Origin of the sequence: Streptomyces sp. NPDC058632, from assembly GCF_042717095.1 — a bacterium.
Classification (GTDB): Bacteria; Actinomycetota; Actinomycetes; order Streptomycetales; family Streptomycetaceae; genus Streptomyces.
The window spans coordinates 1-26,498 of the sequence record NZ_JBHXQZ010000089.1; the positions used below are offsets into that span (position 1 = coordinate 1).

Here is a 26,498-nt window from a genome sequence, read left to right on the forward strand (position 1 = left end):
GTACTGCAGGGGGGACCCTGTGGGAGAGTAGGACGCCGCCGAACAATTCTTGTAGAGAAAGCCCCGTGCCCTTCGGCACGGGGCTTTCTGCGTTTCCCGTGGGGTTTATGACGGCTCCACCAGCTTGGTGTCGTAGGCCAGGATCACTGCCTGGATGCGGTCCCTCGAGCCCGTTTTCGCGAGGATGCGGCCCACGTGGGTCTTCACCGTTGATTCGGCGAGATGGAGACGGGTGGCGATCTCCGTGTTGGTCCAGCCCTGGCCGATGACGGTGAGGATCTCACGTTCGCGTTCGGTGAGGGAGTCCAGGCGGGGGTCGGTGTGCGGGGCCGTGGGCGTGGAAGGGCCCTGGCGGGTCGGTGTCGGCAAGTGGTGGGCGTAGGCGTCGAGGAGACGGCGGGTCAGGCCGGGCGCGACGACCGCGTCGCCGGTGGCCACGGAGCGGATGCCGGAGAGGAGGTCCTCCGGCTGGGCGTCCTTGACGAGGAAGCCGGAGGCGCCGGCGCGGAGGCCTGCGTAGGCGTACTCGTCGAGGTCGAACGTCGTGAGGATGAGGACGCGGGTGCGGTCGCCGGTGGCGACGATGCGGCGGGTGGCCTCGATGCCGTCCATGCCGGGCATGCGGATGTCCATCAGGACGACGTCGGGGTGCAGTTCGGCTGTCATACGGGTCGCTTCGCTGCCGCCCGACGCCTCGCCGAGGACCGTCATGTCGTCCTGGCTCTCCAGCAGCATGCGGAAGCCGAAGCGCTGGAGGGGCTGGTCGTCGGCGATGAGGACGGTGGTCACTGCGGGGGTTCCTCCGGAAGGTGCAGGTGGACGCGCCAGCCCTGTTCGGGGTGAGGGCGTGGGCCGGCCTCAAGTGTGCCGCCGTACAGAGCGGTTCGCTCGCGCATTCCGGGGAGGCCGCGACCGTCGGCGGGAGCGTGGTTCGCTGCGGTACCGGTGTCGGTGATCGTGGCTGTGACGGCGCCCTGGTTGCCGTAGGCGAGGGCGATCTCGGCGGTGGTGTTCGGGCCGGCGTGTTTGAGGGTGTTGGTGAGGGCTTCCTGGACGACGCGGTAGACGGTGAGCTGGCGGCCCGCGGGGAGGCCGGGGCGGCCTTCGACGGTGGTGTGGATGGGGAGGCCCGCGGCGCGGACGCCGCTGATGAGCTGCTCGAGGTCGGTGAGGGTGGGCTGGGGAGTCAGCTCGGCGGGGTGGGCCGGCTGGTCCTCCTCCCGGAGGACGTCCAGGAGGCGGCGGAGTTCGCTCATGGCCTGGCGGCTGGTGGTGCCGATGGCGTCCAGTGCCTGGGCGGCGCGTTCCGGGGACTTGGTGGCCGCGTACTTGCCGCCGTCGGCCAGGCCGGTGATGACGGAGAGGTTGTGGCCGATGATGTCGTGCATCTCGCGGGCGATGCGGGCGCGTTCGGCGGCGGCTGCCAGCTGGGCCTGCTGGTCGCGTTCGGTCTCGAGGCGTCGGGCGCGGTCTTCCAGGGCCTCGGTGTAGTTCTGGCGGGTGCGGACCGTGACGCCGATGAGGGCCGCCACGAGGACGGACGTCAGCTGCGAGCCGATCTGCTGACTCCACTCGCCCTCTCCGTAACGGGCCGTGGAGACCGCGACCGGGATGAGGACGAGCGCGGTCGCCCACCACAGGTTGCGCAGTGGGAGGCGCAGGGCGATGTGGTAGACGGCGACGAGTTGCAGCAGGGCCGCCTGGAGGGCCGCGCCGGTCCAGGCGTTGACCAGGGCGAACGGGGCCATGGCGAGCAGTACCGCCGCGGGGTGGGTACGGCGCCGCAGGAGAGGGGCGGACAGGCCGAGGCTCAGGACGAGCAGGAGCCGGCCGGGGGTGTCCGGGTTGTGGGTGATGTTGCGCCAGCCGCCGCCGGTGTAGTCGATGAGGGCGGCCGCCACCCAGAAGCCGGTGAAGTGCAGGTCCCACAGCAGCGGGTGGCGCCGGTCGAAGGCGCGCACCCGCTGGTTGAGGCGTTGGACGTACTGGGTGAGGGGTTCCGCCGGCTGTTTCTCCGCCGGCCGTTCCACCGTGGGTGTCTCCTGGTCGTCGTTCGCCACGCGGTCCATGGTGGTCGGTCCGTCCGGCGGGCGGAACACGGCGGGCGCCACGGCGGTCAGACGTCCCGGCGGCGCAGGGTCACCGCCGCTGCCGCGAGGGAGACCGCCGCCCACAGGGTCAGGGCGAGCAGCGCGGTGCCCGGTGCGGCCGCGTCCGGGCCGTGCTGGGCGGCGGTGAGGGATTCCAGGGCCTTGGAGGGGAAGTAGCGGACGGTGTCGTCGACGACGGCGTACGGGAGCATCCGCAGGACCTCCGGGACGATCATGACGAGGCCGATGTAGGCGCCGGTGGCGAGGGGGATCGAGCGGGCGACGGCGCCGAGTCCGAGGGCCATGACGGCGAGGAGGGTGAGGCCGGCCGCGTTGCCGACGAGGCCGCGCAGGACGCCCGGGTCGCCGAGGGCGGCCGCCTGGTCGGTGTCGGTGAGGAAGGACTGGGCCAGCGGGAAGGTCAGCAGGTTCGTCCACAGGCTGAGGGCGAAGGCGACCGCGGCCAGTACGGCGGCCTTGGACCACAGGACGGGCAGGCGGCGGGGGACCGCGGTCATCGTGGCGCGGATCTGGCCGGTGGAGTACTCGCCGGCGGTGGCGAGGATGCCCAGGACGGCGAGGTTGATCGTGGCGAACTGGGTGCCGAGCAGGACGAAGACGACCGTGTCGAGGCCGCCTTCGCCGCTGCCGTCGTAGGCGGCGCTGATGCCCGCGCCCATGCCGAGGGTCAGGACGGCGGTGGCGACGAGGTTGATCCAGGTGGAGCGGAGCGTCCACAGTTTGTGCCATTCGGAGCGCAGGACGCGGGACGGGGTCACCCGGTACGCGGGGACGGTGGTGACGGTGGCTCCAGCGGTGGCGGTCATGCTGCCGCTCCTTTCAGGGTGTCCGGGACGGCGGTGGCGGTGTACTCGACCGTGTCGTGGGTGAGGTTCATGAACGCCTCCTCCAGGGAGGCCGTGTTCGGGGTGAGTTCGTACAGGGGGATGCCGTGGGCCGCGGCGGTGCGGCCGATGTGCTCGGCGTCCGCGCCGCGCACGGTGAGGTGGCCGGGGGCGTCGGTGGCGAGGGTGACGCCGGGGGCGGTGAGGAGGTGGGCCAGGGCGGTGGCGTCCGGGGTGACGACCTTGACGGTGCCCGCGCCGGACCGGCGGACGAAGTCGGTGACGGTGGTGTCGGCGAGGAGCCGGCCGCGGCCGATGATGACGAGGTGGTCGGCGGTGAGGGCCGTCTCGCTCATCAGGTGGGACGAGACGAGGACCGTACGGCCCTCCGCGGCCAGGGACTTGAGCAGGGTGCGGATCCACAGGACGCCCTCGGGGTCGAGGCCGTTGACCGGTTCGTCGAGGACGAGGGCGGCCGGGTCGCCGAGCAGCGCGGCGGCGATGCCGAGGCGCTGGCCCATGCCGAGGGAGAAGCCCTTGACCCGGCGGTGGGCGACCTCGGTGAGGCCGGTCCGGGCGAGAACGTGTTCGACGCGGCTCCTGGGGATGCCGTGGGTGTGGGCGAGGGCCCGGAGGTGGTGGTGGGCGGTACGGCCCGGGTGCACCGAGCGGGCCTCCAGCAACGCGCCGACCTCGGTCAGCGGCGCGGGGTGGGCGGCGTAGGAACGGCCGGACACGGTGGTGTGGCCGCGGGTGGGGGCGTCCAGGCCGAGGATCATACGCAGGGTGGTGGACTTGCCGGCGCCGTTCGGGCCGAGGAAGCCGGTGACGGTGCCGGGGCGGACGGTGAAGGACAGGTCGGTGACGACGGTCCGGTCGCCGTAGCGTTTGGTGAGTTCCTGTGCCGTAATCATGCTCCGATGCTCGTGCGTGCGAGGGCGGCGGGCATCGGACCGCGGGCCGTATTCGGGTGAGGACGGTCGTACCCGGGTACTACCGTGGCCGGCATGAGTACTACGCCGAACGGGAGCCCGACCGGGGCCGGGGAGTATGTGGTCCGGCCCGTGCGGGCCGGGGAGTGGGCTGCGGTGAGGGCGCTGCGGCTGGCCGCGCTGAGGGATCCGGTCGCGTCCATCGCGTACCTGGACACCTACGAGGCGGCGGTGGTGCATCCCGACGCGTACTGGCAGGAGCGGACGGCGAACGCGGCCGAGGAGGCGGGCGGGGTGCGGCAGTTCGTCGCCGAGACGGCGGAGGGTGTTCTGGTGGGCACGGTGGTCGTGCTGGTCGAGGAGGCCGGCACGACGGACTGGGCCGGGTGTCCCGTCGAGCGGCTGCAGGGGCATCTCGTCGGGGTGTACGTAGGGCCCGAGCACCGGGGGAACGGGCTCGCCAAGATGTTGTTCGAGGCCGCGCTGGAGTGGGCGTGGGCGCGGGGGACGGAGCGGGTGCGGCTCATCGTGCACTCCGACAACGGGCGCGCCATCGGCTTCTACCGCAAGGCGGGATTCGCCGAGAGCGGGGTGACCGTGCCGCTGGAGGGGAAGCCGGACGAGCACGAGATCGAGATGGTCGTCGAGCGCTGAGCGACACCGACACCGAGACCGACACCGGCGGCGCGGGTCAGACGGTCCGGAGACCGGAGCGGGGGAAGGTGACTCCCGTCAGGTCTTCGGAGACCTCCCACAGGCGGTGGGCCACCTCGGCGTCCTGTGCCTTCGCCGAGCGGCCGACCAGCTCCGGGGCGCCGCGGCCCTCCATGAAGCCGCTCGGGCCCGCGTAGCTGTTGCCGGGGATGTCCGCGACGGTCGCGTAGAGGGTGGGGAGGGCGCCGGCGTCGTCGCTCTGGGCGATGAGTCCGGCCACCGTCGTCTTCACACGGTGGCGCAGGCGTCCCCGGCCGTCGTACCGCAGCAGGTTGGTGGCCGCGAGGCCCGGGTGTGCGGCGGTGGCGATGACCGGGGAGCCGGCTTCGGTGAGCCGGCGCTGGAGTTCCGCGGTGAACAGCAGGTTGGCGAGCTTGGACTGCGCGTACGCGGGCATCGCCCGGTACGGCCTGCGCTCCCAGTTGAGGTCGTCGAAGTCGATCGAGCCCACCTTGTGGCCGTTGGACGAGAGGGTGACGACCCGGCCCCGGATCTGCGGCAGGAGGAGGTTGGTGAGCGCGAAGTGGCCCAGGTGGTTGGTGCCGAACTGCAGCTCGAAGCCGTCGGCCGTGCGGGAGAACGGCGGGATCATCACGCCCGCGTTGTTGACCAGTACGTCGACGGGGTCGGTGAAGTCCTCGGCGAACGCGCGGACCGAGGAGAGGTCGGCGAGGTCGAGCCGGCGGACCTCGGTGTGGCCGGACACCCCGGCGGCTGCCTCGCGCCCTTTCCCGGTGTCGCGTACGGCGAACACGACGCGCGCGCCCTTGGCGGCGAGGACGCGGGCGGCGACGCGGCCGATTCCGCTGTTCGCGCCGGTGACGACGATCGTGCGGCCGGTCATGGCCGGAATGTCCGCGGTGGAGAACGCTGATGTTGCCATGAGCCACAAAGTAGACGCTGACAACAAAGTAGTCAATGGATACACGCTGTTAGGGTGGGGTCATGCCAGACGTGACCGCGGACGCCGCCGAAGAGAGGCCCTACCATCACGGCAACCTCCGGGCCGCCCTGCTCGACGCGGCCGCGCGCGGCCTGCGGGAGCGTGGCGCGGACCAGCTGTCGCTGCGCGACCTGGCCCGGGAGGTCGGCGTCAGCCACGCCGCGCCGCGCCGGCACTTCCCGGACCGCCAGGCACTGCTCGACGCGCTCGCCGAGGACGGGTTCGCCCGGCTGGACACGGCGCTGCGCACCGCGCCGGCGGGCCCGGAGGAGGACTTCCCCTCGCGCGTACGGGCCGCCATGACGGCCTACACCCGCTTCGCCACCGAGAACGCGGCGCTTCTCGAGCTGATGTACACCAGCAAGCACCGGCCGGGTGCGGAGCGGATCGTCAAGGCGGCGGAAGCACCGTTCGGGCTCATGAACGACCTGATCGTCCAGGGCCAGGAGCAGGGGTCGCTCCAGGCGGGCGAACCCGAGCGGATCGGGATCGTCCTGTTCGCGACCCTCCAGGGCATCGCTTCGATCATCAACGGCAACATCGTCCGGCCGGAACTGCTCGACGGGCTGGTGGAGACCGCCGTCGAGCAGTTCCTGCGCGGTGCCCGCCCGCTTGTGTGAGGCTCCTGACGCCTGCCCTGCGCCAACAGCAGAAGCTCACAGTGGCTCTTCCCCGGCCGTCGGCCCGGACAGCCCGTGAACCCGGTCGGCCTTCGAGTCCACCTGCGCGAGATCGGCGTCCCTCCGCAGCGCGGCAGGACCTCCGCGATCCGTCAGCTCGTCCTCCAAGCCCCGGCCCCCGTCATCGCGAAGGCACTCGGCTGTCACGACGAGACCGCCACCCGCCTGGTCACCGAAGCCGGCGGGACCTGGAGCCGATACGCCCTCGGCGATCACCAGCGGTGAAGCGCGGGTGCTCACGCCGGGTCCGCCGAGCCTCGCTTGTCCTCAACGTGGACGCCGTGAAGTTCAGTGCAGTACCGAGGTCGTTCCGGCTTCGTCGTCCGTGGGCTCTTGAGCCGACCGACCGGCGGACGGTGAGCAGCTCAACGCACCAGGCCCGACTCCCACGCCCACGCAGCGATCTCCACACGGTTGCGGGCGCCGAGCTTGCTCTGGATGTTGCTGAGGTGCGCCTTGACCGTACCGGTGCTGATGTGGAGCCCGGCGGCGATCTCCGCGTTGGTGTGTCCCCGGGCCACCAGGCCGACGACGTCCTCCTCCCGCCGGGACAGCGCCCCGCCGGGTGGCCGGGCCCGCTGCCGGGCCGGTTCGGTGAACCGCTGGAGCAGCCGCACCGTGACGGACGGGCTGATCAGCGCCTCGCCCAGGGCCGCCGACCGTACGGCCTCCGCCAGCAGCCGGGGTCCGGCGTCCTTCAGCAGAAAGCCGCAGGCACCGCCCCGCAGCGCGTGGTGCACGTACTCGTCGTCGTCGAAGGTCGTCACCATCACCACCCTCGGCACATGAACCACCCCGGGGCGGGTGAGCCGCCGCAGCGCCTCCAGGCCGTCGAGTCGGGGCATCCGGATGTCCATCAGCACGACGTCCGGACGGAGCCGGGTCACCTGCTCGACCGCTTCCAGGCCGTCCCGGGCCTGCCCGACGACCTCGATGCCGTCCTCGGCCGCCAGGATCATGGCCATGCCCGTACGGACGATGGCCTGGTCGTCCGCGATCAGCACACGGATCGCCGTCATCCGGTCCCGCCTCTCCCGGCGCGGAGGCCTGCGGCACGGCCGTCACCCGCATCGCCGTGGAACGCGGCCGAAGCGCCGGGGAACGAGGCCGTCACCGTCCAACCACCCCCGTCGTCGCCCCCGTCACCACTCCCGGGACCGGCCCGGAAGGTTCCGCCGGCCAGGGCGACCCGCTCGCGCAGCCCTCGCAGTCCGTAGCCGTTCCCGCTCCTGCCACTCCCGCCGCCCGGGGCGCGTCGGCCGTCCCCGTCGTCGCGGATCTCGACGTCGACCGCTCCTCCGGGCGCGGCGGTCAGCACCACCTCGACCGTGCCGCAGCCGTGGGAGTGCCTGGCCACATTGGTCAGGGCCTCCATCACCACCCGGTGGATGCTGCTCGCCACCTCCGCCGGTATGCCGTCGAGCGGGCCCCGCTCGACGAGCCGGATACGCGCCCCCGGGTACGCGAAGCCGTCGACCAGGGACCGGACCCCGTCGAGCCCGCTGTCCACAGGCAACGGAACCCCCGCGCCGGCTCCCGCCCCGACCCCGGATTCCTCTCTCAGGGCGCCCACCATCCGCCGCATGGACTCCAGTGCCTCGGCGCCGGTCCGCTCTATGAGTTCCAGGGCGGGCTCCACCAGCTCGGGGTTCTTCGCCGCGACGGCCCGGGCACCCTGGGCCTGGACGACGATGCCCGTCACATGGTGGGCGACGAAGTCGTGCAGGTCGCGGGCGAAGTCCACCCGCTGGTCGAGCCGGACCCGCTCGTCCCGCTGCTCCCGGGCGGCCACCACCAGCCGGGCGGTGAGCCCTGCGGCGAGCGCGGCGCTGGTGAGCAGGGTGAGGAAGAGCGCGACGGTCGTACTGCCCTCCTGCACCCGGATCGCCAGCGGCCGCAGCACCACGGCGGCGGTGAGCAGGGGCACCCCGAGCCCGGCCCCCAGGGGTGTGACCCGGCGCGCGGAGAACAGCAGCAGGACGAGCAGGGCCACGGGCTCGAAAGCCCCGTACGCGGACGAGGCCGCCGGGCCGAGGTCCCCCGCCCCGTCCGAACGGAGACGGAGAACCGACGAGCACCCCAGCGAGACGGCCCCCGCCCCGCAGGCGGCCCGGGCCACGCCGGCCGCCGACAGCCGCGGAAGCAGCACCAGGGCGACCGCGGCCACGGCGGCCGAGATCAGCAGCGGGCTGCCGGTGACCGGCTGCCGGAACGTGCCCATCCGCAGGTCCAGCAGCCCCGCCGCCGCCGCAGCGCAGGCCGCGACGACGCCCCCCGCCTTGGCGAGGGCCGCCGCACGACTGGATGAGAGGGGCGAGCACAGCATGCCCCGAAGATATCCGCCGGCCGGGCGGGTCGGCCTCGGCCGAAAGTCATAGCCGCACGACGACGGACCGGCCTTTCAGCAGATACGGCAGGCGTGTGGTCGGCGGCAGAGTCGTCATCGTCAACCCGTCGTCGCCCGACGGCCCCCGTCGCCCAGCCTGCGAGGACCCCACCATGAACGTGTCATTCCAGATCGGCCCCGCCCTCGTGCTCGGGCCGCTGCTCGCGGCATACGCCGTCGTCCTCGCCATCCGTGCGCGGCGCGGGACGGCAGGGCACACCGGGCGGCACGCGGTGTTCCGCTTCACCGTCGTGCTGTACGCGGCGGCGGTGCTGTCCATCACCGTCTTCCCGCTCGACATCACCTGGGGCGAAGGCGCGAACCTGATGCCCTGGTACAACCAGCTGAACTGGCTTCCCCTGCTCACCATGGACGTCAGTGCCCTGCCCAACGTCGTCATGCTGGTCCCGCTGGGCCTGCTGCTCCCCCTCATATCGTCGCGGGCGACCTCGGCGGGGCGCGTCACCGCGCTGACCGCGCTGGCCAGTGCGGCGATCGAGAGTGCGCAGATGCTCTCGTACATCCTCTTCAACAACGGCCGTTCGGTCGACATCAACGACGTGATCGCCAATACGCTCGGCGGCCTGATCGGCTGGGCGCTGTTGCGGGCCGCGCTCCGCACGGAGGCGCTGGGCGGTTCACTGCGCGGCGCCGCCCTGCCCGGTTCGGCCGTCGCCCTCGGCACGGTGGTCCCGTCGCGCCGCTCCCCTGCCCCGGTCACGGGCTGACGTACGAGAGGGCCGGGGGACGACGTGCGGGGAGGACGGGAACGCGGGCACGTCGGCGCACGTACTCCGTTGCGACTGCCTCATCCGAGCCGATGGGCCGTTTCGCAAGGAACAAGTCTTCGGCCGTTGTTCGAAGACGCACCCGCGCACCGGCCCGGGCTGGTGAGTCCACGGCAGGCGTGACCGCGGCGAGCGCGTCGTACGCGCACCGCACGACGGTCCGGCTGACGATGTCCACGTTGAACCCCGCCGTGAGCGGCGCGCCCAGGCAGACCTCGTCCACATGGGTGCGGCCGGCGGGACGATGTGTTCGGTGGCTGGCCACGGCGTCCTCCCACCGTGAAGGACCTCGGACATCTCGGCAGCCCGGCAGCCCGGCAGCCCGGCAGCCCGGCAGCGAGGGCCGACTCGGCCTCGAGGCCGGCGATACAGCCCGACGAACACCCACGGTGACAAGCGGGATGCGACCCCAAGGCATACGCGACACCTCCCCGTGCGAGATCACCGGTTCCCGGGCCGGTCTCGGCATCTGTCATTTGCCTAAAGCTATTAGGTAGATGCATAATGCTTATCGTCGACTGGGAGGAAGATTATGGTTCGAGCAGGGCTGACCCCGGAGCGCCTGACCCGGGCGGGAGCGGAACTGGCCGACGAGGTCGGCTTCGACCAGGTGACCGTCTCGGCGCTCGCCCGGCGGTTCGACGTCAAGGTCGCGAGTCTGTACTCGCACCTGAAGAACTCCCAGGACCTCAAGACCAGGATCGCCCTGTTCGCGCTGGAGGAACTCGCCGACCGGGTCGCCGCCGCCCTGGCCGGGCGAGCCGGCAAGGACGCCCTGGCCGCCTTCGCGGATGCCTACCGCGACTACGCCCGGGAGCATCCCGGTCGCTACGCCGCCGCCCGGCTCAGGCTCGACCCCGAGACGGCGGCCGCCAGTGCAGGGGTGCGGCACGCGCAGATGACGCGGGCGATCCTGCGCGGCTACGACCTGACGGAGCCGGACCAGACGCACGCGGTCCGGATGCTGGGCAGCGTCTTCCACGGCTACGTCAGCCTGGAGATGGCCGGGGGCTTCAGCCACACCGCCGTCGACTCGCAGGAATCCTGGGCCTGGACCCTGGATTCCCTCGACGCTCTGCTGCGAAACCGGACCACGCCCTGACCGACGGGGGCCGTGCCGCCGGAGGCGGTCCACCGCGCCGCGCACCGGCGTACCCGAAGCAATCCGGAAATCCTGATCAACAGGCTGGAGCAATGCGCAATGAGCACTGAGCGCGACTGGATCACCACACCCGTCACCGCGGACATCCTGCGCGGTTTCCTCGACCTGGAACCGACCGCGCACGGCCTGCTGCCGCATCGGCTGCCCGCTCGGGCTCGTCGGCAGATCCCTGACGACCAACTGGCCGTGGCCGAGGCCCAGCCCTCCGGCGTGCGGTTGGCCTTCCGCACCCGGGCCACCGCCATCGAACTGGACACGCTGCCCACCAAGCGGGTCTACCGGGGTTTCCCGGCCCCGGCGGACGGCGTGTACGACCTGCTGGTCGATGGACGGCTCGCCGCCCAGGCCACGGTGACCGGCGGTAACGTCCGCACGGTCGTCGACATGGTCACCCAGTCCGCCGAACTGCGTGAGGGCCCTGCCGGTACCGCCCGGTTCACCGACCTGCCGGCGCGCGACAAGGACGTCGAGATCTGGCTTCCGCACACGGAGATCACCGAGCTGATCGCCCTGCGCACCGATGCCCCGGTCGAGCCGGCACCGGACCACGGGCGCAGGGTGTGGCTGCACCACGGCAGTTCCATCAGCCACGGCTCGAACGCCTCCCACCCGACCGCTGTCTGGCCGGCCCTGGCCGCGGCCCGGGGCGGCGTGGAACTGGTCAACCTGGGATTCAGCGGCAGCGCGCTGCTCGACCCGTTCACCGCCCGTGCGATGCGGGACGCCCCCGCGGACCTGATCAGCCTCAAGATCGGCACAAACCTCGTCAACGCCGACGTGATGCGCCTGCGCGCCTTCACCCCCGCGGTCCACGGCTTCCTCGACACCATCCGAGAGGGGCATCCGACCACGCCGCTGCTGGTCGTGTCCCCCACTCTGTGCCCGGTCCAGGAGGACACTCCCGGCCCCCTCGCGCCCGACTTCGACGGCGGGACCCTGCGGTTCAAGGCCACGGGCGACCCCGCCGAACGCGCCGCCGGGCGCCTGACACTCAACGTCATCCGTGACGAACTCGCCCGGATCGTCGAACAGCGGGCGGCCGACGACACGAACCTGCACTACCTCGACGGCCGTGACCTCTACGGCGAGAAGGACTACGCCGAACTGCCACTGCCCGACGAGATCCACCCCGACCCCGCAGGACACCGCCGCATCGGCGAGAACTTCGCGCGGCTCGCGTTCGGCGACGGCGGCCCCTTCGCCGCCAGGACCGGCTGACCACACCGCGGTCACGCAGACCGCGGTCGCTACGCGGCCTCGCTGATGCCGGGGGAGTTCCCGCCCGCGCGGTCGATGCGGCCGCCGGTTGCCGAGCGCAGGCACATGAGGCCGGCTGTGGTGGTGGCGAGCGGGGCGACGAGGGCGCCGGTGCTGTCGAGACCGTCCAGCAGGGTGCCGCCGGGGGCGATGACGGACGTTTCCGGGAGTGCTTCGGCGAACTCGGGCCCGGACCCGCAGGGCCGGGGGAGAGCCCGGAGTACCGGACCGGCCCACCCTCGCACTGGCCGGACAGCACGATGACCGGTGCCCGGTCGACACCACCGGGATCACGGACCTCTCCGGCGAGGAGAACGCGCCCGGCGTCAAAGCGCACCTCACCGCAGGTGTCGCGAGAGGCCGGTCGTTCTCATCGATAACCGCTGTACCGGTCCTCCCCGAGGCCGAGGCCGAGGCCGTCGTGCGGCCAGCGGGCGCGGGACTGTTCGCGGGAGCGGAGGAGGGCCAGGGCGGGCATGCCCCGGTCCGGGCCGTTGGTGAGCAGGTCCGGGAGCTGGGGGAGCGGGGCCACGGCCGCCACGTCGTCCAGGACCAGCGTGAATGGTGGGTCGAGCCGACCGGAGGATGACCGTTCGGCCATGCGCCGGCCGTGCTCGACCACGCTTGCGGTGAGGGCCGTCAGCAACGGCATCGCACCCGGACGGGTGCGGGGATCCTCGATGGAGTCACCCACCACATAAAGTGTGCCCCCTTCGTGGACGAAGGAATCCAGGGCGAGCGCATCAGTTCGGTCGGGTGTGCAGGCCTCGCGGACGTTGACCGTCGACAGGGCCGACAGCGCACGCGTCGTCAGTTGCTGGGCGATGTCCCGGCGTTCCGGGTGGGCGGTGAGCGTCGACTCCAGTTCGCCGGCGGCGCCCGGCGCAGCCTTCGGGCTGGTGCGCAGGATGCGTACCGCGTCCTGGACCTGGGTGCCCTGCGCCCAGCGGTGGACGTGGCGGACGGTACGGCCGTCGATGGCGGCGGCGTGCAGATAGCAGCGCAGGAGGGTCTGGGCGGTGTCGCTGACGGCCTGGTCGAGGCGGGAGGCGGGGCGGACCGGGGCCAGCAGGGCGGCGGCGCGCGCGACGGCCGTGTCCTTGTCCTCGCAGCCGCTGGTGGGCGACCAGTGGAGGCGGGCCGGGGTGTCGCAGCGGTGGGTCGGGTCGTAGAGGTGGGTGGGGCCGAGCTTGGCCCGCGCGTCCTTCGTCTCCTCCCAGAGGGCGGGGTTCGAAGTCAGGACGAGGGCGGGGCCCTCCGCGTCCCGTACGGCCGCGGCGGCGGCGGTGCGACGGGCGTCCGGAGGGCCGTAGATCACCGGCTCGCAGGACGAGGAGTGGACCGCGAGAGCCGAGGGGGCCGGGCCCTCTGGCGGCGGGAGGGCTTCGGTGGGGGCGGGTTCGGCCTCCCGCGGTGGGGCCGTGGCCGGGAGCGGTTCCGTTTCCCGTCCCCGTACGGGATCGGGTGCCGTTCTCGGGGTCGGTACCTCGTGCCGGACCGGCTCCGGCGAAGGTTCCGGCTTCGCCGTCGGGACCGTCGGGACCGTCGGGACCGTCGGGACCGTCGGGGCCGTCGAAGCCCTCGACGCCGCGCGCCCCGCCGCCCGCTCAGCCTTCTGCCGGGCCCGTACCGCCCGCCACCGGGCCACCGTGCCCAGGACGAAGACGGTGAGGACGACCAGCAGCATCAGCTGGCCGATGAACAGGCCCCAGAACAGCCCGTACCCCGAGAGGGCGGAGGCCGGGGTGTCCGGCCAGGCGCCCGGGATGTCGTGGGGCTGGGAGACGAGGTGCCGTATGGCGACCGGGGTGCGGGTGAAGGTGACGCCGGACGGCCAGGAGCCGCGGGCGAAGAGGCCCGCGAGGCCCGTGGCCGTCCACACCAGCAGGGTGATGCCGAGCAGGAACGCGAGCAGCCCGACCAGCAGCCCGTCCGGGATGCCGCCCTGGCCGTTGCGTGCCCGACCCTGTCCGCCGCCGTGACCGTCCGGTCCCACGTCGGTTCCCTTCCCCTACGCCACCGTCGATTCGGAGTCGCCGATGTGCTGTTCCACGAAGGCCGCCGCCCGTTGCTCCGCCTCCAGCTCGGCGGCGCGCAGGGCGTCGTCGGCGGCGAGGAAGTCGACGGAGGACTCGGTCATCGCGCGGTCGGTGAAGACCAGCGGGCGTTCCGTCTCGGTGATGAGGTGTTTGACCACCTGCACGTTGCCGTTGACGTCCCAGACCGCGATGCCCGGGGTGAGCGAGGGGATGATCTCCACCGCCCACCGGGGCAGGCCCAGCACCCTGCCCGTCGCCCGTGCCTCGTCGGCCTTCTGGGCGTAGATGGTCCGGGTCGACGCCATCTTGAGGATGGCCGCCGCCTCCTTCGCCGCCGCCCCGTCCACGACGTCGGACAGGTGGTGGACGACCGCGACGAACGACAGACCCAGCCGCCGCCCGAACTTGAGCAGCCGCTGGAACAGCTGCGCCACGAACGGGCTGTTGATGATGTGCCAGGCCTCCTCGACCAGGAAGATGCGTTTTTTGCGGTCGGGGCGGATCCAGGTGTGCTCCAGCCAGACACCGACGATCGCCATCAGGATCGGCATGGCGATGGAGTTGCGGTCGATGTGGGACAGGTCGAAGACGATCAGCGGCGCGTCCAGGTCGATGCCGACCGTCGTCGGCCCGTCGAACATGCCGCGCAGGTCACCGTCGACGAGCCGGTCGAGCACCAGGGCGACGTCCAGGCCCCAGGCCCGTACGTCGTCTATGGCGACGTTCATCGCTTCCGCCGACTCGGCCTCCGGGTGGCGCAGACGCTCCACGATGTCGGTGAGGACCGGCTGGCGTTCGACGATCGTCTCGGTGACGAAGGCGTGCGCGACCTTGAGCGCGAAGCCGGCGCGCTCGTCCAGGCCGTGCCCCATCGCGACCTCGATGATGGTGCGCAGCAGGGCGAGCTGGCCGGTCGTGGTGATCGACGGGTCGAGCGGGTTGAGGCGGATGCCGTGGTCCAGGGCGGCCCTCGGGTCCAGCCGGATGGGAGTGATGCCGAGTTCCTGCGCGATGAGGTTCCACTCGCCGACGCCGTCCTCGCCCTGCGCGTCCAGGACGACGACCTGGCGGTCGCGGAAGCGCAGCTGGCGCATGACGTACGTCTTCTCCAGCGCCGACTTGCCGTTGCCGGACTCGCCGAGGACCAGCCAGTGCGGCGCGGGGAGCTGCTGGCCGTAGAGCTGGAACGGGTCGTAGATGTAGCCCTTGCCGGAGTAGACCTCGCGGCCGATGATGACGCCGGAGTCGCCGAGGCCGGGGGCGGCGGTCGGGAGGTAGACGGCCTGCGCCTGGCCCGTGGAGGTGCGCACCGGCAGCCGTGTCGTCTCGACCTTGCCGAACAGGAACGACGTGAAGGCGTCGGTGACGACGGACAGCGGATCCCGCATCAGAACTCAGCCCCTACCTTCGAATGCCGGTGGCGAACGGGAGTGTGTTCACGAAGGCGCGGTGGTGCTCGCGGTCGCACCACTCCAGCTTCAGGTACGACTTTCCCGCCGACGCTCTGATGGTCCGCTTGTCGCGGGCCAGCGCCTCGGGGGTGCGGGAGGAGACGGTGATGTAGCCGACGAGGTTGACGCCGGCCGCGCCGCTGGCGAGGTCCTCGCCGCGCTGGTCGAGGCGGCCGTGGGCGGCGATGTCGCGCGGGTCGACCGTGCGGTTCATCTTCGCGGCGCGGGACGCCTCGGCCTCGTCGTTGGTCTTCTCCGTCAGCATGCGCTCGATGGCGACCTCGGTGGGTTCGAGGTCCATCGTCACGGCGACCGTGCGGATCACGTCCGGGGTGTGGACCAGGAGCGGCGCCAGGAAGTTGACGCCCACCGGGGTCATCGGCCACTCCTTCACCCAGGCCGTGGCGTGGCACCAGGGGGCGCGGGTGGAGGACTCGCGGGTCTTGGCCTGGAGGTAGGTGGGCTCCATGGCGTCGAGCTCGGCCGGCCAGGCGTTGCGCTTGGTCATCGCCTGGATGTGGTCGATCGGGTGGTCCGGGTCGTACATGGAGTGGATCAGCGAGGACAGGCGGCTCTGGCCGAGCGGCTGCCGTACGCGGATGTCGGCCTCCTGGAGCCGGGAGCAGATGTCGGTCAGCTCACGGGCCATGACGACGGCCAGTCCGGCGTCCCGGTCCACCTTGCCGCGGCCCTGGGTGCGCATCGCGCGTGCCATCGCGTTGGCCTCGGCGGCCAGGTCGCGGTTGAAGTGCATACAGGCGACGAGGTACGCGCGGTGCTGCTCGCTGCTGGTCGACACCATCGACTGCAACTGGTCGTAGGACTGCTGGAGCCACGGCGGCGCCTTGTCGTCCCCGCGTTGGGAGACGTCCTTGGCGTGCGCGTCGGGGTCGGCGGGCAGCGTGCGGGCGAGCATCTGGATGCGGGTGACGAAGCCGTCGCCGTTGGCCACGTGCTTGAGCAGCGTGCCGAAGCGGTCGACGAGCGCCTCCTGGTCCTCCGAGTCGCGCAGACCCACGCCGGGGCCCTCGATCTCGATGGCGGCGGTCACCGTCTTGCGGTCCGCGTGCAGCTGCACGGCGATCTCGTCGGGCCCGAACGGGGCGGCGAGCCAGGTGATCCGGCCGATCCCCGGCGGCGGGCCGATCTCGACCTCCCGGCCGTCGAGCCGGGTGCCCGCTTCGACGACGCCCGAGCGGTACGTCGTGCCCTGGCGCAGGGTGCGCTTGTAACTGCGGTTGATTTCGAACCATTTGTAGAAGGTGCGGCCCCGGTAGGGCACGTACACGGCCGCCAGCGCGATCATCGGGAGGCCCGCGAGCAGCACGATCCGCAGGCTCAGGACGGGGACGAGCAGACCGGCCATCATGCCGAAGAACGCGCCCACGACGATCAGCGCGATCTCACCGGTCTCGCGATTGCGGCCGACGATCGCGTTCGGCCGGGCGCGGCCGATCAGATACGTACGGCGGGGCGTGACCGGATGGGACATATGGGCTTCGGTCGTCAACGCCCTTCACCTCCCGTGCTGTTGTTGCTGCTGTTGCGGTTCCCGTGGGGCGTGCTCACCGGGCTGTCCCGACGGGGGGCGGGTGCGGCGGAGGGAACGGATCCGCCGCCGCCGTTCGAGGTGCGCGCGCTGTGCGCGGCGACTCCGCCGGAGACGGGGTTGGACGGGCGGGCACCGCCGGAGGACTGGCCGCCCCCGCCGCCGTTGTTGTCGGCGCGCGTGCTGTGGGTCTTGATGCCCTGCGCGACCATCGTCGCCGGGGAGGCCATGACCGCCGCGGCCTTGCCTTCGGCGCCCTGCATGAGACGGTTGCTGCGCGAGTTCGCGATCTCGTCGCCGAAGCCCGGCACGAAGCGGTAGATCATCGCGCTGGCGAAGATGGCCAGCAGGATGATCGCCAGGCCGGACACCACGGCCGAGAACGCGTCCGGGCCGTCCTCGTTGGACAGCGCCCCCGCCAGGCCCAGCACTATGACGATGACCGGCTTGACCAGGATCACCGCGATCATGATGCCCGCCCAGCGCCGGACGTGCCCCCACAGGTTCTTGTCGACCAGACCCGCGTACACGACCGTGCCCAGCAGCGCGCCCACGTAGAGCAGCGCCGCGCGGATGACCAGTTCCAGCCACAGCACACCGGCCGCGACGATCGACACCAGCGAGACGACGATCAGCATGATCGGGCCGCCGCCGATGTCCTCGCCCTTCTCCAGGGCGCCGGCGAACGTGCCGAAGAACGTGTTCGTCTGATCGCCGGTCGCGTTCGCCAGCACGTCCGTGATGCCGTCCGTGGCCGACACGATCGTGTAGAGGATCAGCGGGGTGAACGCCGAGGCCAGCACCGTCAGCCACAGGAAGCCGATCGCCTCGGACAGGGCCGTCGTGAGGGGGACGCCCCGCACGGCCCGCTTGGCGACCGCCATCAGCCACAGCAGCAGCGTCAGGATCGTCGACGCGGCGAAGACGACCGCGTACTGCTTGAGGAACGTCGGGTTCGTGTAGTCCACGGCCGCGGTCTCGTCGACGGCGGCACTGAGCTTCTTGACCGTCCAGGACGCGGCGTCGGCGCAGCCCTGGGCGAGGGAGGCGAGGGGGTCGAGGGCGGAGGTGGGGTTGTCGAGGGTGCCGGATCCTCCGGAACCGCCGGAGGCTGTGCCGTTTTCTTCCTCGCATTTGGCCTTGGAGGGGCCGGCGATCAGCTCACAGGCGTTGTTGCTTTCCGAAGGCGTCGGTGTGGGCTCGGCAAAGGCGCGGGTGGCGAAAACGAGGGCTGATACCTGTACTGCCGCAATGATGCCGGTCAGTTTGAGTAGGGAGCGGTTACCGGGCATAGGTGAAGCCTCCGAACTCCTCGACCACCTTGCTCATGTCCTCGGCCCCGGAAACAGGGCTGTCCCCCGGGACAGGGGTCGGACCGGTCTTCTGGGTGGTCTCGAGGACCCTCCAGTCATCACCGCTCCAGTTCAGCTTCATGGTCACCGTGAACCAGCTGCTGGTCACAGGGTTGGTTGAACCGTCACCGGCCAGCCCGAAGAGGCCGCTGCACCAGACCTCGACCGTGGCCGCGCTCTCGCTGAAGGCCGTCGCCTTGGTACCGGCGGGGAGCGTGCGATTGACGAACGTCATTCCTTCCGGAGCGGTACCGTTCGCGGTCAGACCGAAGCTCTTCAGCAGTTCTGCCGAGTAGTCGGCGTCGAAGCCGTCCTGAAGGCGGTCCCGTGTACTGGGGTCTGTGATGGACTGCACGATCTCGCGTCGCCGGGTCGGGTTGAACATTCCGTCAGACCCCAGCACTGCCGCGTAGTTCGCCGCCGCGCTCTCCGCCCCCTGGCGGTCCCGGGCGAAGCCCGACGGGATGCCGGCGTTCGCCGACTGGACCGGCCTCTCCCCCGAGGGGGCCGTTGCCTCCGCCTTCGGGGAGTCGTCGCCCTCGCCCGATGGGGAATCGTCTCCTCCACGGTTCGCGAAGGCGATCGCGGCGATCAGGAGCACCACCACGCCGACCACCGTGACCAGGCTCCGGGACGACGTGCGTCCGCCGCCTCTGCGTCCGCCGCCGTGCGGGCCGCCGCTGTCCGGCATGCGGGTACGGGTCTGGCCCGATCCGCCGTACCCGCCGGTGTTCTCGTACTTGTCCCCGAGACTCATACCGCCTGCGCCCCCTCAGCGTCGTGCGGAAAAACCTCGTACTCCGCGTACTCCTCGTACGACGGTAGCCGTGCTGGTCCCCGCGCGGGCGCGGTGTTATGAGTCGACATCAGGGAAACGCAACCTCGGGCGGTGGGCGCGACGGGTGGGTGGGGTGGAGGGGAGGCCGGGCGTGCCCGGTCGGAGGCATGGGCGGGGTCCTACACGGCCATGCCGTACACGATGGTGAACACCGTGCCCAGTGAACCGATGATGAACACGCCTGTGAGACCCGCGATGATCAGGCCCTTGCCCTGCTCCGCACTGAACGTGTCCCGCAGCGCCGTCGCACCGATGCGCTGCTTCGCCGCGCCCCAGATGGCGATGCCGAGGCAGATCAGGATGGCGAGCGCCATGACCACTTCGATCATGACCTTGGCCTCGTTGCCCAGGCTGCCGAAAGGACCCCAGTCGGGAGCGATCCCGCCGATGATGGTGTTGATGTCTCCCTCGTCGGCCGCGAAGAACATGTAAGTCACCGCCCCTGTCGGGTCGTTCCGTGCCTCTGCGGGCGCAGAGGTCAGGGCCCATTGTCGCCGACGATGACGCCGTCGCATGCCGACTCGGCGTCATTAGTTGGCGGGTTTTGTATGAATAATCGCTGTCACCGGCGCGCGCCGGTCCCCGAGAGGGGCGCGGGTCGATGGGTGAAGAGTCGTATCGTCACTCTGTGTATCACGTTCGGCCCATGAAATGGTCGAACTCACCCGCACGCACACCCCGGACGAACGTGTCCCACCTGCGTCGGTCCGTCGTGACGGCGGTGCCGGGGGCAGCGGCGGCACGGATACGGACCGTGTGGTCGTCGCCGAGGATCACTTCGATGCCGGATGGCCGGCCGGCCGTCACCTCCCGTTCCTCCTTGAGGGCCTGAACGAGGGTCAGGAAGTCATCGGGCGTGGTGGTGAGTATCGCTCCGCTGGGGTCGGCGGACTCGGTCATGCGGATGGCCTCGGCGGTCGTGGCCACGTGGACGCAGGAGTCGCCTTCGCCGCAGTACGACGACTTCTGCCAGCTGAGTCGGGGCATCTCGGGTCCCTTCAGAGGTCCTGGACGATGGTGTGAACGACGTCCCGCGACTTCGCCGGGTTGAGCGCTCGGGACTCCACCCGCTCCAGCAGGACGCGGTACTTGTTGAGCTGGGCCTCGGCGTTGAGGAACGCGGGCCCGTGCGACTGGTCGAGATGGACGGTGTCGAGCTGGGGCACGGGGCCGCTCGAGTAGAAGATCGACTGGCCCGACCCCGGGAAACCTCCGGCGGCGAACGGAATCACCTTGATGGTGATGTGCTCCCGCTCGCTCATGTCCAGCAGGTGCCGCAGTTGCGCGGCGGCGATGGCCGGACCTCCGAACTGCATCCGCAGCGCAGCCTCGTGAATGAGCGCCACGTATGGGGTGACGCGGTCCCCGTAGATCACGGTCTGGCGCTTGATGCGGAATGAGACGCGGTGCTCGATGTCGGGCGGTGAGAGGTCGGGCACGACCTGGCGGAACAGCGCGCGGGCGTGGTCCGTGGTCTGGAGCAGGCCGGGGATGTGCACGGTCACGGAGCCGCGCAGATGCGTCGCGTGGCATTCGAGTTCGGCCAGGTCCAGCAGTCCGGCGGGCAGGATCTCGCGGTACTCCTCCCACCAGCCCCGCTTGCGCTCGCCCGGCATGGCGGCGATGGCGTCCACAAGGGCGGTGTCGGCGCAGTCGTAGTGGCATGCCATGGTCCGGACGCGTTCGGGGCTGACGCCCGCGCGCCCGGCCTCCATGTTGCTGATGTGGGTGGGCTTGATGCCAAGAAGTTGACCGGCCTCTGTCGCCGTGAGGCCCGCGCGCTCCCGGAGTTTCCGCAGCTCGGTGCCCAGACGGAGCTGGCGACCCGTTGGACTGGTTCTCACGGGCTGGCCCGCCTCCTTGCCGTGCGTGTCACTCACACGAGTGCAGTATCTAGGTTTCCATTGGAAACGTATAAAGGCTTTTACGGTGCCGCGCTAGCTTGATCGCAGGCGCCCCGCCCCAGAAGCGCACCGATCGACGGATCGGCACCGCCACTGGGCAACCACCGTACGCAATCCACCAACTGCCGTCAGTGATCGGAGACTTCCATGCCCACCGTAACGCCGCCCTGGTCCTACACCCTCCAGCTCCCGCACGATCCCCGCGCTCCGCGCATCGCCCGCGTCACGCTGCGGACCGTGCTGGGGGCGCACGGGCTCGGGGAACTCGTGCCCACCGCCGAGCTGGTGGCCGCGGAGCTGCTGGCCAACGCCCATCTGCACACCACCGGGCCCTACGCGCTGCGGCTGCGGGCCGCGGAGGCGGGGCGGCTGCGGGTCGGGGTGTGGGACACGGACCCCCGGGTGCCGCCCGGCTTCGACGGCACCGCACCGCTCGCCGTACCGCTCACCGCCCCGCCGGACGAGTCCGAGAACGGGCGGGGGCTGCCGCTGGTGCGGGCGTGCGCGTCCGCGTGGGGTGTCGGGGTCGTGCGGGGAGGGAAGGTCCTGTGGGCGGAGTGCGGCGGTTGACGCCGTACCCCGTGGCGTGTCCGGGCTCGCGCGGCGCGTCCGTTACTCCTCTCACATGATCACCCCGGAGGGGGACACCCGCCTCTACACTGGCCACGGACGTGGGCGGCGGACTCCTGTACGAAGAGGGGCGGTTGACGGTGCGTAAGGCCTGGATCGCGGTGGGGGTCGCCGGAGGCTCGGCGATCGCGTTCGTCATGCTGCTCGCCGTCGGGGTCTACGTCGTCGCGGGGAACCTCGCGGGCGGGGTCGGCGGCGGGGCCGCCAAGACGCTGGCGAAGGGTGCCGTGCCGGCCGAGTACCAGAAGCTCGTGGCGACCTGGGGCAATCTCTGCCCGGCCATCAACCCGGCGCTGCTCGCCGCCCAGTTGTACCAGGAGAGCGGGTTCAACCCGAAGGCGCAGAGCCATGCGGCGGCGCAGGGCATCGCCCAGTTCATCCCCGGCACCTGGGCCACCCACGGTGTCGACGGGGACGGCGACGGCGACCGGGACGTATGGGACCCGAACGACGCGATTCCGTCGGCGGCGACGTACGACTGCGCCCTCGCGGGCTACGTGAAGGACGTCCCGGGGAATCCGACCGAAAACATGCTGGCCTCCTACAACGCGGGGGCCTACGCGGTCATCAAGTACAGCGGTGTGCCGCCGTACGAGGAGACGCAGAACTACGTCAAGCGCATCCTCTCCCTGGAGAAGAGCTTCGCCGCTCCGGTCGGCCGGGTCGACCCGTCCGAGCAGGCGGCCGGAGCCATCAACTACGCGCAGGAGAAGCTCGGCACGCTCTATCTATGGGGCGGTAACGGCACCGCTGACCAGGGGGGACGCTTCGACTGCTCAGGGCTGACGAAGGCCGCGTACGAGAGTGTGGGGATCACGCTGCCACGGGTGGCGAACGACCAGTACAACGCGGGACCGCATCCCACGCGGGGCGAACTCCTTCCCGGCGATCTGGTCTTCTTCTCGGACGACCTCACCAATTCGCGGGCCATCCGGCATGTGGGCATTTATGTCGGTGGCGGTTACATGATCAACGCGCCCCGTCCGGGCGCTGTGATCCGATTCGACCCGATCGACACACCTGACTACTTCGGTGCCACTCGCGTCACCGAGGATGGCGCGAAAGCGCTCCCCACGACGGTTTGAGCGGCTGGTGAACCCACCCCCTGAGCTGCGAAGACGTATCTCTCTTCGATAACGTCTGCGTGCTCATTCAGTGGATGTTGGAACGTACGGGCAAGGGTCGTGCGTTCCTGTTGTCGTAGCCCGAACAGTCAGCGGATCTACACACCACGGGGGTGGCGGAGCGGCGTATCGCCCTGTGCGCCGAGACAAACCGACGAAGGAGCCGCAGCACCATGGCTGGACTCGCCGACTCCGGGTCGAATCCCGACGTCGACCTGCTTTATGACATCAACGGCCTGGCGAAGGCCGCGCCCCCCTGGGTCGACGAAATCATGGGCTTCATGGGCGAGTTCGGACTGCTGTTCGCCCTGCTGGGGTTGGTGGTGTGGTGCTGGTGGGGCGTCAGACGGCGGGGCGGCGAGGACGCGGCCCCGACCGTGGCGGCCCTGGTGTGGGCTCCGCTCGCGGCGGGCGTCGCGGTCCTGGTGAACGTGCCGATACGCGGGTTCGTGGAGCGGCGCAGGCCGTTCTACGACCATGAGGGGCTCGAGGTCCTGGTCGACGGAAAGACCGACTTCTCGTTCGTCAGCGACCACGCGACGCTCACCATGGCGCTGGCGGTGGGGCTGTTCCTGGCCAACCGGCGGCTCGGGCTCGTCGCCCTGGTGATCGGGGTGCTGGGCGGGTTCATCCGGGTCTACATGGGTGTGCACTACCCGACCGACGTCGTGGGCGGGCTCGCGCTCGGCACGGCCGTCGCCCTGCTGCTGTCGCCGCCCGCGATGGCGCTGCTGACGCCGGTCATGAGGGCGGTCGAGCAGTCGCGGCGGGGGGCGTGGCTGATCAGAGGGCGACAGGCCGAGGCGCGGGTGATTCCCGGTGAGGCGCGGTCGTCGCAGGCGGGCAGGCGGGACCTGGCGGCGTAGGCGGTCCCGCGGGGCCCGTCCCGCGCGGCCCGTCCCGCGCGGCCCGTCCCGTACCTGTGCAGGCCGATGGGGTGACCTTCCCGGGTGGATTCCCGGGAAGGTCACCCCATCGCGTGTTTCTGGCCCTCGGCGCGGGCAAGGCTTCTGGCTCTTCGGGCGGGGCCGCGCCAGCCGCAACTGCAGCGGGCGAAGCAGAAAGGTCCCAGTTCGGCGGTGGTGATCCGGTGTTCCTGGGGGGACTCCGTGTCGTCCTGCTCTTCCACGTCACCACGGTACCGCTCGGGCACGCCCGCGGGACCATGTCCGTGACGGGGTTCCCTACCGGTCGTTAACCCTGAAAAAGGGATAGCCCGTGTCGGACGTAGCGGGGGTAGGCGGACCATGGCTGGACGGCAACCGCGGCGCACGCGGATCGGTGGTGCGGTCGTTGTTCTCGGGGTGGCCGGCGGGCTGGCGCTCGGTGGTGTCTCGGGGTGCGGCCGCAGCGGGGCGGCGACCGGCGGCGGGGACGGTGGCACGGCCGGCGGTGAGGCGGCGGTGGTGGTGCGGGGGGCCGCGGACACGCTGGTGGACGCGGGCAGCTCCAAGGCGCGTACGTCGATGGAGATGGCCACCGGCGGCACCCGCGTGACCATCCGCGGCGAAGGTGTCTACGACTACCGGAAGCGCATCGGCCGGCTGAAGGTGCTGCTGCCGCAGGACCCGTCCGGGGCGTCGGTGCGCCGGCCCATCACCGAACTGCTCGCGCCGGGTGCGCTGTTCATGAAGAACCGGGGCGCCGGAGTGCCCGCGGACAAGTGGGTGCGGGTGGACACCGGGACCCTGTCCGACGGGAACCTCGTCACCGGGGGTGTCACCGACCCGTTCACCGCCGCCGAACTGCTGCGTGGGGTGCGGACGGCGACGTACGTGGGCAGGACGGAACTCGCGGGCGCCGCGGTGCGGCACTACCGGGGCACCGCGGATCTGCACGAGGCCGCGCAGGCCGCCTCGGAGGCGAACAAGGGGCCGCTCGGCGCGGCGGCGACCGGGTTCGCCACCACCGAGGTCCCCTTCGACGTCTACCTCGACGACCAGGGGCGCATCCGCAAGGTCCGCCACCGCTTCAGCTTCGTGAACGACCAGGAGTCCGCCCCGGTCGCGGTCGCCTCCACCACTCTCCTCTACGCCTTCGGCACCCCCGCCGACGTACGCCTCCCGGAGGCCGACGACATCTACGCGGGGCGGATCGCCCAGCAGTCGGGCTAGGGCCTGCCCGGCATGATCCGCCGGGCAGGCCCTGGGAGCCGGCCGAGGAGTGAGGGGGCGTGGGCCGGGGCACGGCCGAGAGTGACCGGCGTGAACTAGCCCTTACGTGCCATGCGCGGGGAGTCGGGTGCTGCCTACCCTAGGAAGCCTCTGACCGTATGACCGTATGGATGAGGTGACGTGCGTGGCTCCGCTCGGGGGTGGGTTGGCTCAGGACCATGTGGCCCTCGCCGAGATCGAGCTGTGCGGGGAGCTGATCATCGCCGCCTCCGCGGCGCAGGGGCCGCTCAGCCTGGAGAGCATAGACAGGGTGCTGCAAGTGGCCGAGGTGCGTGCGGAGCCGGTGGTCGGGGCACACCCGTAGAGGTCAGGTGCGGAGCATGCGGGCGATGGCCTGGGTGGCTTCCTTGACCTTGGCGTCGATCTCGTCGCCGCCCTTGACGGCCGCGTCCGCGACGCAGTGGCGCAGGTGCTCCTCCAGCAGTTGCAGCGCGAAGGACTGCAGTGCCTTGGTGGAGGCGGACACCTGGGTGAGTATGTCGATGCAGTAGACGTCCTCGTCGACCATCCGCTGCAGGCCCCGGATCTGACCCTCGATGCGGCGCAGGCGCTTGAGGTGTTCCTGCTTCTCGTGGTGGTAGCCGTGGATGCCCCGGTCGTGGTCGGTCACGATCTCGGTCGCCGCGGCTGTTCCGGTGGGTGCGTGGGTGATTGAATCGGTCGCGTTCGGTGCGGTGGATGCGTCTTTCGTTCCCGTTGTGGCCGTTACTTCCGTCACGTCCGTCCCGTCCGTTGCATCCGGAGAAGAGGGCGCGGGCGCGCCGGCCTCGGTGGTCGTCATCGCGTCCTCCTGGTGCAATGGCGGGCGACATATACCCCTGGTGGGTATATCGTACCGAACTTTGCTGGGTATAGGCACTGTGGCCGGTACCGTCGGCGCCGGCCGTGGCGCAGCCGTCGGACCGCCCCCGTGCCCGTCCTCCTGCCCGATGGGTGACACTGGTGGGCGGCCCGTAGCCGTGGCTGGATGGTGCACCTAGCATCAGCCACACCGAACCGATGCACCCCGAGGACCCCACGTGCGCTTTCGTCTGACCCCCAGGGAGACGAGCTTCTACGACATGTTCGCCGCCTCCGCGGACAACATCGTCACGGGCTCGAAACTCCTCATGGAACTGCTCGGGGCGGACACCCCTGCCCGGGGCGAGATCGCCGAGCGTATGCGGGCCGCGGAACACGCGGGTGACGACGCCACCCATGCGATCTTCCACCAGCTGAACTCCTCGTTCATCACGCCGTTCGACCGCGAGGACATCTACACCCTCGCCTCGTCCCTCGACGACATCATGGACTTCATGGAGGAGGCCGTCGACCTGGTCGTCCTCTACAACGTCGAGGAACTGCCCAAGGGCGTCGACCAGCAGATCGAGGTGCTCGCGCGGGCCGCCGAGCTCACGGCCGAGGCCATGCCGAACCTGCGCACCATGGACCACCTCACCGAGTACTGGATCGAGGTCAACCGCCTGGAGAACCAGGCCGACCAGATCCACCGCAAACTGCTGGCCCACCTCTTCAGCGGCAAGTACGACGCCATCGAGGTGCTCAAGCTGAAACAGATCGTGGATGTCCTCGAGGAGGCGGCCGACGCCTTCGAGCATGTGGCGAACACGGTGGAGACCATCGCCGTCAAGGAGTCCTGA

At 70.8% G+C, this 26,498-nt stretch carries 30 protein-coding genes; 12 read left to right on the forward strand and 18 right to left on the reverse strand.

From position 1 onward, the window contains the following. Positions 1 to 105 precede the first annotated feature (105 nt). From ACFWVE_RS27715 to ACFWVE_RS27730, 4 genes are read right to left on the reverse strand one after another with little or no spacing between them, the layout of a single operon-like run. A complete protein-coding gene (locus ACFWVE_RS27715; RefSeq protein ID WP_384019431.1) occupies positions 106 to 789 on the reverse strand; it encodes a response regulator in 684 nt (227 codons plus the stop codon). Beyond that, on the reverse strand, positions 786 to 2,069 hold the full coding sequence (locus ACFWVE_RS27720; RefSeq protein WP_384019434.1) for a sensor histidine kinase: 1,284 nt from the start codon (positions 2,067 to 2,069) through the stop codon (positions 786 to 788). Before ACFWVE_RS27720 ends, ACFWVE_RS27715 begins: the two co-directional genes overlap by 4 nt. A gap of 47 nt (positions 2,070 to 2,116) precedes the next feature. Then, the gene (locus ACFWVE_RS27725) at positions 2,117 to 2,917 is read right to left on the reverse strand and encodes an ABC transporter permease (RefSeq protein WP_384019437.1); all 801 of its coding nucleotides are present in this window, start codon (positions 2,915 to 2,917) and stop codon (positions 2,117 to 2,119) included. Then, positions 2,914 to 3,849 (reverse strand): ATP-binding cassette domain-containing protein, encoded by a 936-nt coding sequence (locus tag ACFWVE_RS27730; RefSeq protein ID WP_384019440.1) that lies wholly within the window; start codon positions 3,847 to 3,849, stop codon positions 2,914 to 2,916. Before ACFWVE_RS27730 ends, ACFWVE_RS27725 begins: the two co-directional genes overlap by 4 nt. 93 nt (positions 3,850 to 3,942) lie before the next feature. On the opposite strand from ACFWVE_RS27730, the gene ACFWVE_RS27735 reads away from it, so the two are divergent. Continuing rightward, the gene (locus ACFWVE_RS27735; RefSeq protein ID WP_384019443.1) at positions 3,943 to 4,521 is read left to right on the forward strand and encodes a GNAT family N-acetyltransferase; all 579 of its coding nucleotides are present in this window, start codon (positions 3,943 to 3,945) and stop codon (positions 4,519 to 4,521) included. 37 nt (positions 4,522 to 4,558) lie between these two features. On the opposite strand, the gene ACFWVE_RS27740 is transcribed toward ACFWVE_RS27735, so the two are convergent. Then, complete coding sequence (locus ACFWVE_RS27740) at positions 4,559 to 5,464, reverse strand: oxidoreductase (protein ID WP_384019446.1); 906 nt, start codon at positions 5,462 to 5,464, stop codon at positions 4,559 to 4,561. 62 nt (positions 5,465 to 5,526) lie between these two features. On the opposite strand from ACFWVE_RS27740, the gene ACFWVE_RS27745 reads away from it, so the two are divergent. Both ACFWVE_RS27745 and ACFWVE_RS27750 read left to right on the forward strand, forming a co-directional pair. Further along, positions 5,527 to 6,144 carry a TetR/AcrR family transcriptional regulator gene (locus tag ACFWVE_RS27745; protein WP_384019448.1) on the forward strand — a complete coding sequence of 206 codons (618 nt, stop codon included), beginning with the start codon at positions 5,527 to 5,529 and terminating at the stop codon, positions 6,142 to 6,144. Between the two features lie 75 nt (positions 6,145 to 6,219). Further along, a complete protein-coding gene (locus tag ACFWVE_RS27750) occupies positions 6,220 to 6,429 on the forward strand; it encodes a hypothetical protein (protein ID WP_384019451.1) in 210 nt (69 codons plus the stop codon). Positions 6,430 to 6,569: 140 nt separating this feature from the next. Here ACFWVE_RS27750 and ACFWVE_RS27755 read toward each other — a convergent pair whose 3' ends face one another. Next, the gene (locus ACFWVE_RS27755) at positions 6,570 to 7,223 is read right to left on the reverse strand and encodes a response regulator (RefSeq protein ID WP_384019454.1); all 654 of its coding nucleotides are present in this window, start codon (positions 7,221 to 7,223) and stop codon (positions 6,570 to 6,572) included. Then, positions 7,220 to 8,530 (reverse strand): sensor histidine kinase, encoded by a 1,311-nt coding sequence (locus ACFWVE_RS27760; RefSeq protein ID WP_384019457.1) that lies wholly within the window; start codon positions 8,528 to 8,530, stop codon positions 7,220 to 7,222. Before ACFWVE_RS27760 ends, ACFWVE_RS27755 begins: the two co-directional genes overlap by 4 nt. Before the next feature lie 173 nt (positions 8,531 to 8,703). On the opposite strand from ACFWVE_RS27760, the gene ACFWVE_RS27765 reads away from it, so the two are divergent. The 3 genes from ACFWVE_RS27765 (at position 8,704) to ACFWVE_RS27775 (ending at position 11,758) form a co-directional block, all read left to right on the forward strand. Beyond that, entirely contained in the window at positions 8,704 to 9,318 is a 615-nt protein-coding gene (locus ACFWVE_RS27765; RefSeq protein WP_384019460.1) for a VanZ family protein, read from the forward strand. A gap of 592 nt (positions 9,319 to 9,910) precedes the next feature. Beyond that, a complete protein-coding gene (locus tag ACFWVE_RS27770; RefSeq protein ID WP_384019463.1) occupies positions 9,911 to 10,480 on the forward strand; it encodes a TetR/AcrR family transcriptional regulator in 570 nt (189 codons plus the stop codon). 99 nt (positions 10,481 to 10,579) lie between these two features. Then, positions 10,580 to 11,758, forward strand: coding sequence for a GDSL-type esterase/lipase family protein (locus tag ACFWVE_RS27775; RefSeq protein ID WP_384019465.1), 1,179 nt, complete (start codon positions 10,580 to 10,582; stop codon positions 11,756 to 11,758). A 29-nt stretch (positions 11,759 to 11,787) separates the two neighbouring features. On the opposite strand, the gene ACFWVE_RS27780 is transcribed toward ACFWVE_RS27775, so the two are convergent. The 9 genes from ACFWVE_RS27780 to ACFWVE_RS27820 all read right to left on the reverse strand — a co-directional run bounded on the left by ACFWVE_RS27780 (position 11,788) and on the right by ACFWVE_RS27820 (position 20,870). After that, positions 11,788 to 12,042 carry a hypothetical protein gene (locus ACFWVE_RS27780; RefSeq protein ID WP_384019468.1) on the reverse strand — a complete coding sequence of 85 codons (255 nt, stop codon included), beginning with the start codon at positions 12,040 to 12,042 and terminating at the stop codon, positions 11,788 to 11,790. A 125-nt stretch (positions 12,043 to 12,167) separates the two neighbouring features. Continuing rightward, positions 12,168 to 13,793 (reverse strand): type VI secretion protein, encoded by a 1,626-nt coding sequence (locus ACFWVE_RS27785; protein ID WP_384019471.1) that lies wholly within the window; start codon positions 13,791 to 13,793, stop codon positions 12,168 to 12,170. A gap of 15 nt (positions 13,794 to 13,808) precedes the next feature. Continuing rightward, positions 13,809 to 15,224, reverse strand: coding sequence for an ATP-binding protein (locus tag ACFWVE_RS27790; protein WP_384019474.1), 1,416 nt, complete (start codon positions 15,222 to 15,224; stop codon positions 13,809 to 13,811). A 13-nt stretch (positions 15,225 to 15,237) separates the two neighbouring features. Continuing rightward, positions 15,238 to 16,779 carry an SCO6880 family protein gene (locus tag ACFWVE_RS27795; protein WP_384019523.1) on the reverse strand — a complete coding sequence of 514 codons (1,542 nt, stop codon included), beginning with the start codon at positions 16,777 to 16,779 and terminating at the stop codon, positions 15,238 to 15,240. Positions 16,780 to 16,793: 14 nt separating this feature from the next. Next, positions 16,794 to 18,128 carry a hypothetical protein gene (locus ACFWVE_RS27800; RefSeq protein WP_384019477.1) on the reverse strand — a complete coding sequence of 445 codons (1,335 nt, stop codon included), beginning with the start codon at positions 18,126 to 18,128 and terminating at the stop codon, positions 16,794 to 16,796. Continuing rightward, entirely contained in the window at positions 18,118 to 18,945 is an 828-nt protein-coding gene (locus ACFWVE_RS27805; RefSeq protein WP_384019480.1) for a hypothetical protein, read from the reverse strand. Before ACFWVE_RS27805 ends, ACFWVE_RS27800 begins: the two co-directional genes overlap by 11 nt. 200 nt (positions 18,946 to 19,145) lie before the next feature. Then, on the reverse strand, positions 19,146 to 19,454 hold the full coding sequence (locus ACFWVE_RS27810; RefSeq protein ID WP_042174769.1) for a hypothetical protein: 309 nt from the start codon (positions 19,452 to 19,454) through the stop codon (positions 19,146 to 19,148). Between the two features lie 205 nt (positions 19,455 to 19,659). Further along, positions 19,660 to 20,013 carry a DUF397 domain-containing protein gene (locus tag ACFWVE_RS27815; RefSeq protein WP_384019484.1) on the reverse strand — a complete coding sequence of 118 codons (354 nt, stop codon included), beginning with the start codon at positions 20,011 to 20,013 and terminating at the stop codon, positions 19,660 to 19,662. A gap of 11 nt (positions 20,014 to 20,024) precedes the next feature. Continuing rightward, positions 20,025 to 20,870 (reverse strand): helix-turn-helix transcriptional regulator, encoded by an 846-nt coding sequence (locus ACFWVE_RS27820; protein ID WP_384019486.1) that lies wholly within the window; start codon positions 20,868 to 20,870, stop codon positions 20,025 to 20,027. Between the two features lie 207 nt (positions 20,871 to 21,077). Here ACFWVE_RS27820 and ACFWVE_RS27825 point away from each other — a divergent pair, with 207 nt between their 5' ends. The 3 genes from ACFWVE_RS27825 (at position 21,078) to ACFWVE_RS27835 (ending at position 23,550) form a co-directional block, all read left to right on the forward strand. Beyond that, the gene (locus ACFWVE_RS27825; RefSeq protein ID WP_384019489.1) at positions 21,078 to 21,500 is read left to right on the forward strand and encodes an ATP-binding protein; all 423 of its coding nucleotides are present in this window, start codon (positions 21,078 to 21,080) and stop codon (positions 21,498 to 21,500) included. Between the two features lie 140 nt (positions 21,501 to 21,640). Next, complete coding sequence (locus ACFWVE_RS27830) at positions 21,641 to 22,645, forward strand: NlpC/P60 family protein (protein WP_384019526.1); 1,005 nt, start codon at positions 21,641 to 21,643, stop codon at positions 22,643 to 22,645. A gap of 212 nt (positions 22,646 to 22,857) precedes the next feature. After that, positions 22,858 to 23,550: a phosphatase PAP2 family protein gene (locus tag ACFWVE_RS27835; RefSeq protein WP_384019492.1), complete on the forward strand. Its 693-nt coding sequence runs from the start codon at positions 22,858 to 22,860 to the stop codon at positions 23,548 to 23,550. A gap of 101 nt (positions 23,551 to 23,651) precedes the next feature. Here ACFWVE_RS27835 and ACFWVE_RS27840 read toward each other — a convergent pair whose 3' ends face one another. Further along, a complete protein-coding gene (locus ACFWVE_RS27840; protein WP_384019495.1) occupies positions 23,652 to 23,813 on the reverse strand; it encodes a hypothetical protein in 162 nt (53 codons plus the stop codon). Positions 23,814 to 23,931: 118 nt separating this feature from the next. On the opposite strand from ACFWVE_RS27840, the gene ACFWVE_RS27845 reads away from it, so the two are divergent. Next, positions 23,932 to 24,798, forward strand: a complete 867-nt coding sequence (locus ACFWVE_RS27845) for a hypothetical protein (RefSeq protein ID WP_384019498.1) — start codon at positions 23,932 to 23,934, stop codon at positions 24,796 to 24,798. 175 nt (positions 24,799 to 24,973) lie between these two features. Continuing rightward, entirely contained in the window at positions 24,974 to 25,162 is a 189-nt protein-coding gene (locus ACFWVE_RS27850) for a hypothetical protein (RefSeq protein ID WP_384019529.1), read from the forward strand. A gap of 3 nt (positions 25,163 to 25,165) precedes the next feature. Here the strand turns inward: ACFWVE_RS27850 and ACFWVE_RS27855 are convergent, their stop codons facing one another. Then, positions 25,166 to 25,639, reverse strand: coding sequence for a metal-sensitive transcriptional regulator (locus tag ACFWVE_RS27855; RefSeq protein WP_384019500.1), 474 nt, complete (start codon positions 25,637 to 25,639; stop codon positions 25,166 to 25,168). A 238-nt stretch (positions 25,640 to 25,877) separates the two neighbouring features. Here ACFWVE_RS27855 and ACFWVE_RS27860 point away from each other — a divergent pair, with 238 nt between their 5' ends. After that, a complete protein-coding gene (locus ACFWVE_RS27860; RefSeq protein ID WP_384019503.1) occupies positions 25,878 to 26,498 on the forward strand; it encodes a DUF47 domain-containing protein in 621 nt (206 codons plus the stop codon).